This window comes from Methylobacterium sp. FW306-05-D (genome assembly GCF_058782155.1).
Map to the genome: position 1 here is coordinate 1 of NZ_JBYSXL010000126.1, position 7,338 is coordinate 7,338.

The 7,338-nt window shown below is 73.8% G+C and carries 4 protein-coding genes; 1 reads left to right on the top strand and 3 read right to left on the bottom strand.

What is annotated here, in order from left to right:
* Nucleotides 1–130 precede the first annotated feature (130 nt).
* From AC3WLN_RS23120 to AC3WLN_RS23130, 3 genes are all read right to left on the bottom strand, one after another.
* On the bottom strand, nucleotides 131–3,931 hold the full coding sequence (locus AC3WLN_RS23120) for an EAL domain-containing protein (RefSeq protein ID WP_492485207.1): 3,801 nt from the start codon (nucleotides 3,929–3,931) through the stop codon (nucleotides 131–133).
* Nucleotides 3,932–4,173: 242 nt separating this feature from the next.
* Nucleotides 4,174–5,634 carry an ATP-binding protein gene (locus AC3WLN_RS23125; protein WP_492485209.1) on the bottom strand — a complete coding sequence of 487 codons (1,461 nt, stop codon included), beginning with the start codon at nucleotides 5,632–5,634 and terminating at the stop codon, nucleotides 4,174–4,176.
* Complete coding sequence (locus AC3WLN_RS23130; protein WP_492485211.1) at nucleotides 5,631–6,299, bottom strand: response regulator transcription factor; 669 nt, start codon at nucleotides 6,297–6,299, stop codon at nucleotides 5,631–5,633. Before AC3WLN_RS23130 ends, AC3WLN_RS23125 begins: the two co-directional genes overlap by 4 nt.
* A gap of 178 nt (nucleotides 6,300–6,477) precedes the next feature.
* Between AC3WLN_RS23130 and AC3WLN_RS23135 the strand changes: the two genes are divergently transcribed.
* Complete coding sequence (locus AC3WLN_RS23135) at nucleotides 6,478–7,158, top strand: DNA-binding protein (protein WP_492485213.1); 681 nt, start codon at nucleotides 6,478–6,480, stop codon at nucleotides 7,156–7,158.
* Nucleotides 7,159–7,338: the final 180 nt, after the last annotated feature.

Here is a 7,338-nt window from a genome sequence, read left to right on the forward strand (position 1 = left end):
AAAACCCCGCCAATCGTCAGGAGATGCAAAAGCAAGCCGCCAACCCCGTTGGCCGCCCGCCGATGAACCGGGGTATAGGGGTCCCCGGACGCGCTGTCAACAGCCTCGTGACGGAAACACGAGGCTTTCCTCAGGCCGCGTCGCGCAGGCGCTCCAGGAAGCGCCGCGCCTCTTCCGCCGGCATGGGCCGGCCGAGAAGGAAGCCCTGGGCCTCCGTGCACCCTTCCCGGCGGACCTGCGCGCGCTGCTCCTCGGTCTCGATCCCCTCCGCGGTGATGGCGGCACCGAGCTGCGTGCCGAGGCCGACCACCGCCCGCACGATCGCGGCGGTGCCCGGATCGGCGATGTCGCGCACGAAGGAGCGATCGATCTTGATCCGGTCGAAGGGGAAACGGCGCAGGTAGCTCAGCGACGAGTACCCCGTGCCGAAATCGTCGAGGGCGATGCGCACCCCGAGCCCACGCAGGCGGTGCAGGCAGGCGATTACCGCCTCGGCATCCTGCATCAGCACGCTCTCGGTGATCTCGAGCTCCAGGCGGCGCGCCGGCAGGCCCGAGGCCGAGAGGGCGGCGACCACGCTCTGCTCGAGATTGGCCTGTCCGAACTGGACCGCCGAGACGTTGACGGCGATGCGCCGGTCGCCCGGCCAGGACGCGGCCTCGGTGCAGGCCTCCCGCAGGGCCCAGCTCCCGAGCTGCCGGATCAGCCCGGTCTCCTCCGCGAGGGGAATGAACGCCCCGGGCGCGATCATCCCGCGCACCGGATGCGGCCAGCGCAGCAGGGCCTCGAAGCCCTGCACGGTGCCGCTCTCAAGATGCAGGACCGGCTGGTAGTGCAGGCTGAAGCCGCCGGTGCGCACGGCCTCGCGCATCTCCAGTTCGAGGCGGTTGCGCTCGGTCGTGGCGGCATCCATCGCCGCCTCGTAGTAGCGGTAGGTGTTCCGTCCGGCCGCCTTGGCCCGGTAGAGGGCGATGTCGGCGTTGCGGAACAGGGTGTCGGGATCGGCGCCGTCCTGGGAGCCGAGGCCGATGCCGACGCTGACCCCGATCCCGATCCGGTGCCCGTCGAGGTCGACGGGCTGCTCCATCGCCTCGATGATGCGGCGCGCGGCCAGCCCGGCCTCCTGCGGATCGCCGAGATCGACCAGGATGACGGCGAATTCGTCGCCGCCGAGACGGGCCACGGTGTCGCCGTCCCGGACCACGCCGCGCAGGCGCTCGGCGACGATGCGCAGGAGCGCGTCGCCGGCCGGATGTCCGAGGGTGTCGTTCACGGCCTTGAAGCGATCGAGGTCGCAGGCCAGCACCGCGAAGCGGCCGCCCCGGCGATCGACGCGGGCGAGGGCGTTGCTCAGCCTTTCCTTGAACAGCAGCCGGTTCGGCAGGCCGGTCAGGCCGTCGTGCAGCGCCATGTGGGCGATCCGGCCCTCCGCCAGCTTGCGCTCGGTGATGTCCATCGTGAGGCCGACGACCTTCACCGGCTCGTCCAGATCCGGATCGGTCACCACCCGGGCGAAGCTCTGGAGCCAGCGCGGCGCCTCGTCCTCCGTCGACACCAGGCGAACTTCGCCGTTGTAGACGCTGCGCTCGGCGAGAGCCCGATAGACGTGACCGTAGAGCGCGGCGAGGTCGCCCGGATCGATGCGCGCGTCCCACTCGGCGACGCCGACCTCCACCGGCGCACCGGCGGCGTGGCCCTCCGGGACCGGAAGCCGGTACATCCGCGCGCTGTCGACGGAGTGGCGGACGGTGCCGCCCTTCAGGTCCCAGGACCAGATCCCGGCTCCGGCCGATTCCTGGGCGAGGCGCAGGAGGTTCGAGGTCTCCTCCAGGGCTTGGCGCGCCGTGACGATGTCGTCGATGTCGAGGGCCGTCCCGAGCAGGCCGACCATCACGCCGCCCTCCCGGATCGGCAGCATGACGAGCTTGTGCCAGCGATAGACGCCGTCGTGCCGGCGCAGGCGTCCCTCGACCTCGTAGGCCTCGTCGCGCCGGCGGGCCTCGGTGAAGACCCGCTCCATCCGCTCGGCATCCTCGGGATGGTTGCGGGCGAGGCGGGCGGCGCGGCTGGAGCCGATCGGTCCGTAATAGCTCTCGAAGCGCTGGTTGACGTAGGTGGCCTCCCCGTCGTGCAGGGAGAGGACCCAGACGATCTGGGGCAGGGAATCGGCGAGGGCCCGGTAGCGGGCCTCGCCCAGGCGCAGGGCCTGCTCGGCGGCGACCCGCTCGCTGACGTCGCGCGCCGCGGTGATGGTCTCGAGGGGCCGCCCGTCCGTGTCGCGCACGAGGCGGGTCTGCGCCTCGACCCAGATCCAGCGGCCGTCGCGGTGGCGCAGGCGGTGGATGATGCGCCCGGTCTCGGTCCGGCCGGTCCGGAAGCCCTCGATGAACGCGGTCGTGGCGGCCGCGTCGTCGGGATGGAGCGAGGCGCCGGGGGGCAGGTCCAGCATCTCCCGGGGCTCGTAGCCGAGGAGGTCGCGCGAGGCCGGGGACACGTAGGTCGCCACGTCCGCGACGCTGCGCCGGACGATCATGTCGGAGACGGAATCGGTCAGGACGCGGTAGCGGCGCTCACCCTCCTGGATGCGCGCCACCGCCGCCCGGTGCTCGGTGACGTCGGTGAAGGTGTAGAGGATGCCGCCCTCGGGAAGGGTCACGCCCCGCACCGCGAGGGTGGTGCCGTCGGCGCGCGGCCAGTCGATCCGCAGCTTCGTCCAGGCGCCCGTCGCGTCGCGCAGGCGCGGCCGGTTCCCGACCGGGGCGCGCAGGGCCGCGAAGTCGCCGCGCGCCGACAGGCGGGCGAGGAGGGCGGGCAGGCGCGCGCCCTCGTGCAGGACCGCCTCGGGCAGGTCGAGGAGTTGCCGCGCCCGCGGGTTGAGCAGGCGGACGCAGCCCTCGGCGTCCATCATGATCAGTCCCTGGTCCATCGCTTCCAGGATCGCGCGCAGGCGCAGGTTCTTCTCGCGCAGCCGCGCCTCGGAGCGGGCGAGGTCGGTGACGTCGAGGAGGAGGCCGTAGACCGCGATCAGCCGGCCGCCGGCGTCCCGCTCGACGGCGCCCTGGACGATGACGTGGCACAGGCTGCCGTCCGGGCGGACGATGCGGGCCCGCGCCTGATAGGCGCCGTTCCCGGGACCGCGGCTCGCCAGGGCGGTGGAGATGCGCGCCGCGACCGCCGCCCGGTCGTCCGGATGATAGAAACCGAGATGGTCGTCGAGGGGGATCGCGGCGCCGGGCGGCATCGGCCGCCCGAAGATGCCGCAGAGCCCCTGCGACCACGACATCACCCGGGTCCGGGCCTGGAGGCGCCAGTAGCCGATATGGGCGACGGACTCGGTCATCCGCTGGGCGGCGACCACGAGATTCAGGTCGGCGGCCTTCGCGGCCAGGAGCGTCTCGGTGCGCTGGCGCTCGGCCCGCTCGATCCGGCTCGCGCGCTGCGCGGCCGTGAGCCGGAGATGGGCCTCGACGACGGTGCCGAGGTCGCGCAGCTGCGCCGCGCGGGCCGCGTCGAAATCGTCGCGCGGGGCCGTGTCGATCAGACAGAGCGTGCCGAGGGGCAGCCCGTCCGACAGGGCCAGCGGCACGCCCGCATAGAAGCGGGCCCGCGGCTCCCCGGTGACCAGGGGGCTCGAGGCGAATTCGGGATCGGCGAGGAGGTCGGGCAGCACCAGCACCGAGCCGGGCGCGCCCAGGATGGTGCGGTCGCAGAAGGCGCCGGCCCGGGGCAGGGGGCCGCCCTCGGCGATGCCGCACCGGGCCTTGAGCGTATAGCTGTCGGTGCCGGCCAGGTTCACGAGGGCGATGGGGACGCCGAACAGGGCACAGGCCGTCCGGCAGACGGCATCGAGATGCGCCTCCGACGTGCCCTGAAGAAGGTTCAGGTCGTTGAGGATGGCCACACGCTGCGCCTCGACACTAGAGCTCGGCACGACAACCCTTTCTCGCAGACGCACGACGGAGGACCATCCGCCCTCGGCGTCTCATGACCAGGATGCCGGCGCGACCTACTGTCGATCACAGATTCCGGCGGACACGGGACGGAGATCGGCCAGTCTTGCGGAAGCCCGCGACGGAACCGCCCGATGCGAGATCATGCGGCACCGGCCTTTCACTTTCCTTTATGCCCGCCACGTCCCGTCGCGGACTTGCCTGCGGGCGCCGGCGCGGTGGATCAGGCCGGGAGCACGAGCCGGGCGCTGAGGCCGCCGAGGTCCGAGCGGCCGAGGCCGAGGCCGCCGCCGTAGAGCTCGGCGAGTTCCCGGGTGATCGAGAGGCCGAAGCCGTGGCCGGGCACGCTCTCGTCGAGGCGCCCGCCCGGCCGCACCGCGCGGGCGGCCGCCTCCGCGTCGAGACCGGGACCGTCATCCGCCACCGTCACGGCGATGCCCGCCTCCGTGGCGGCGGCGGAGACCCGGACCCGGCCGCGGCTCCACTGGCAGGCGTTGTCGATGAGGTTGCCGAGCATCTCGTCGATGTCCTGCGGGTCGCAGGCCACCGCGAGCCCGGGCGGCAGGTCGAGATCGATGACGAGGGCCTTCTCGGCATAGAGCCGCCCGAAGGTGGTCCGCAGGTCGGCGAGGGGTCCGGCCAACTCGGTGCGCGCCCGGGTCGCGCCGCCGAGGGCCGCGGTCCGGGCGCGCCGCAGGTGGTGGCGCACCTGCCGGTCCATGGCGCCCACGAGGTCGGCGAGGCCGCCATCGGGGTCGCGGGTCCGGTCCGACAGGGCGAGGGTCAGGGTGGCCAGCGGCGTCTTCAGGCCGTGGGCGAGGTTCGCCACGTGCGTGCGGGCCCGCTCGAGATTGGCCGCGTTCTGATCGAGGAGGGCGTTCATCTCGCTCACCAGGGGGCGGATCTCGGTGGGCTGGGGGCCGGAAATCCGCGGGCGCCGTCCGGCCCGCACCTCGGCGACGTCCCGGCGCAGGCGCTCCAGGGGCCGCAGACCGAGACGGACCTGCGCGACGGTGCCGGCCACGAGGCAGAGGCCGAGGATGCCCAGGATGGCGGCGAGGGCGAGGCCCGCCTCGCGCAAGGGGCCGGTCAGGGCCTGGGCCGGGGCCGAGGCCACGAGCAGCGCCGGATCGCCGCCGGCCCCCGGGGGCAGGACCAAGATCCGCAGGATCAGGGCCTCGCCCCAGGGGCCGGTGCCATCGCCCGGCCTCGGCCTGTCCGGGTCCGGGTCGCGGGAATGCCGGCCCGTCGCGGGACCGTCCGGGGCGGACCCCTCCGGCAGGCGCAGGTCGCGCCCCTCCAGGGATTCGGCCCGCAGGGTGCCGCGTCCCTGGCGGACCTGCCAGTACCAGCCGGAGCGGGGACGGTCGAAGGGCGGCCCGTCCAGGGTGCGGTCGAGGCGCAGGCGGTCGCCGGGGCCGCGCTCCAGGCTCGCCGCGAGGGCGACGAGCTGGCTGTCGAGACGGCTGTCGAGCTGGGCCCGGACGAAGCGGTGCAGGACCAGCCCGATGGCGAGGCCGGCGACGATCAGGGCCGCGGCGACGAGGGCGAGCGCGGCCAGGAGCAGGCGCCGCTGCAGGGAACCGAGGTGAAGGAGCCGGACGGGCTTGGCCGGAGCCGGCTTCTCCGGAGGGTGGGGCTTGTCCGGCGGCCCGCGCCGGGCGGGGGGCTCCGGGGGCGTCATGCCGGATCGCCGGGCAGGAGGCGGTAGCCGTGGCCGCGCACGCCCTCGATGCGGGCGGGGGCGATCTTGCGGCGCAGGCGGGTGATGATGACCTCGACGGAGTTCGAGTCGACGTCGGCGTCGCCGTCATAGACCCGCTCGATCAGCTGTCCGCGCGGCATCACCCCGTCCTTGTGCAGGATCAGGCAGGAGAGCACGCGCCATTCGAGGCCGGTGAGCTTCAGGGGCAGGCCGTCGCGCTCGAAGGTGCCGAGGCCGGATTCGTAGGAGAGGGGGCCGCAGGTGACGCGGGAGGCCCCGTGGGCCGTCGCCCGCCGCACCAGGGCGCGCAGGCGGATCACCAGCTCCTCCACCCGGAACGGCTTGACCAGGAAATCGTCGGCGCCCGCCTTGAAGCCCGCGACCTTGTCGCTCCAGCCGTCCCGCGCCGTGAGGACCAGGACGGGCATCGTCCGGCCCGCCGCCCGCCAGGCCTGGAGGACCGAGAGGCCGTCGCGCCTGGGCAGGCCGAGGTCGAGCACCACCGCGTCGTAGGTCTCGGTTTCGCCGAGATGCTGCGCGTCCTCTCCGTTCACCGCGTGGTCGAGGGCGAAGTTCTCTCCGCGCAGGGCCTTCGCGATCTCGGCGGCGAGCGGGGCGTCATCCTCCACCAGCAGGAGTTTCATGGGGTCGTGTCCGTGTGCCGGAGGATGGGAGGGGCAGGGCGGAGGACGAAGGGCGAGCGGCCTACGCCGCGTCGTTTAACGGGGGCTGAACCGTGCGGTTCAGTCCGGGTTCGCGGCCCTCTCCTAGAACGGCGTCAACCCGAGAGGGCAACCGCCGAACCCGAGAAGGACAGGCACCATGACCGAGACCATCCCGACCCGCGAGACGTCCGAGACCAGCGGGACTTCCCAGGACACCGGCCCCGCGGCCGCGTCGGCCCCGAAGCGCTCGCGCCGGGCCCTCGTCGTCGGCGCCATCGCGGCGCCGCTCGCCTTCGGGGCGATCGGCCTGTCGCTCGCCCAGACCGGCCCCTCGGTGTTGACCCCGGTGGAGCCCACCGCGATCGCCGCCCTGAAGGCCTCCGGCTCCATCGCCGCCAGGGGCGACGTCGCCGAGATCTACGGCAACAAGTTCGTGATGCAGGACGGCACCGGCAAGGCGCTGGTCGAGACCGGCCGCCAGGGGGAGGGGGGCAGCCTCGTCAAGCCCGGCGAGGCCGTCACCGTGCAGGGCCGGTTCGAGAACGGCTTCCTGCACGCCATGCTGATCACCCGCGCCGACGGCAGCCGGGTCGTGGTCGGCCCGGCCGGCGGTCCGCCCCCCGGCACCCTCGACTGGGCCAAGGACCGGGTCGGCCTCGGCGCGAAGCCCGACGTGCCGGCCCTGACGGCCCAGGTCGCGGCCGCCGGCTATTCCGACATCCGCGTGACCGGGCGCGGCCCCCGCCATCTCGAGGTCGCGGCCCGCGGCAGCGACGGGCGCGAGCGCCAGCTCCATGTCGGCTTCGACGGGCAGGTCCGCGAGCGGCGCGTCTTCTGAGGCCCCGCACACCCCCTCCACCACACCACAAGGGACATCGATCATGACGAAGACCACCGCCCTCCTCGCCGCCGCCGCGCTTCTCGTGGCCGGCGCGGCCGTCGCCCAGCCGGCCCCGCCTTCGGGCGGCCCGCGCCCCGGACCGGACGCCGGCGCCCCGCCCCCGATCGGCCCACGCCG

Coding starts and splice junctions, on each gene's coding strand:
- AC3WLN_RS23125 (WP_492485209.1), bottom strand. CDS start 5,634: ATGACGCCCCCGGAGCCCCCCGCCCGGCGCGGGCCGCCGGACAAGCCC.
- AC3WLN_RS23135 (WP_492485213.1), top strand. CDS start 6,478: ATGACCGAGACCATCCCGACCCGCGAGACGTCCGAGACCAGCGGGACT.
- AC3WLN_RS23130 (WP_492485211.1), bottom strand. CDS start 6,299: ATGAAACTCCTGCTGGTGGAGGATGACGCCCCGCTCGCCGCCGAGATC.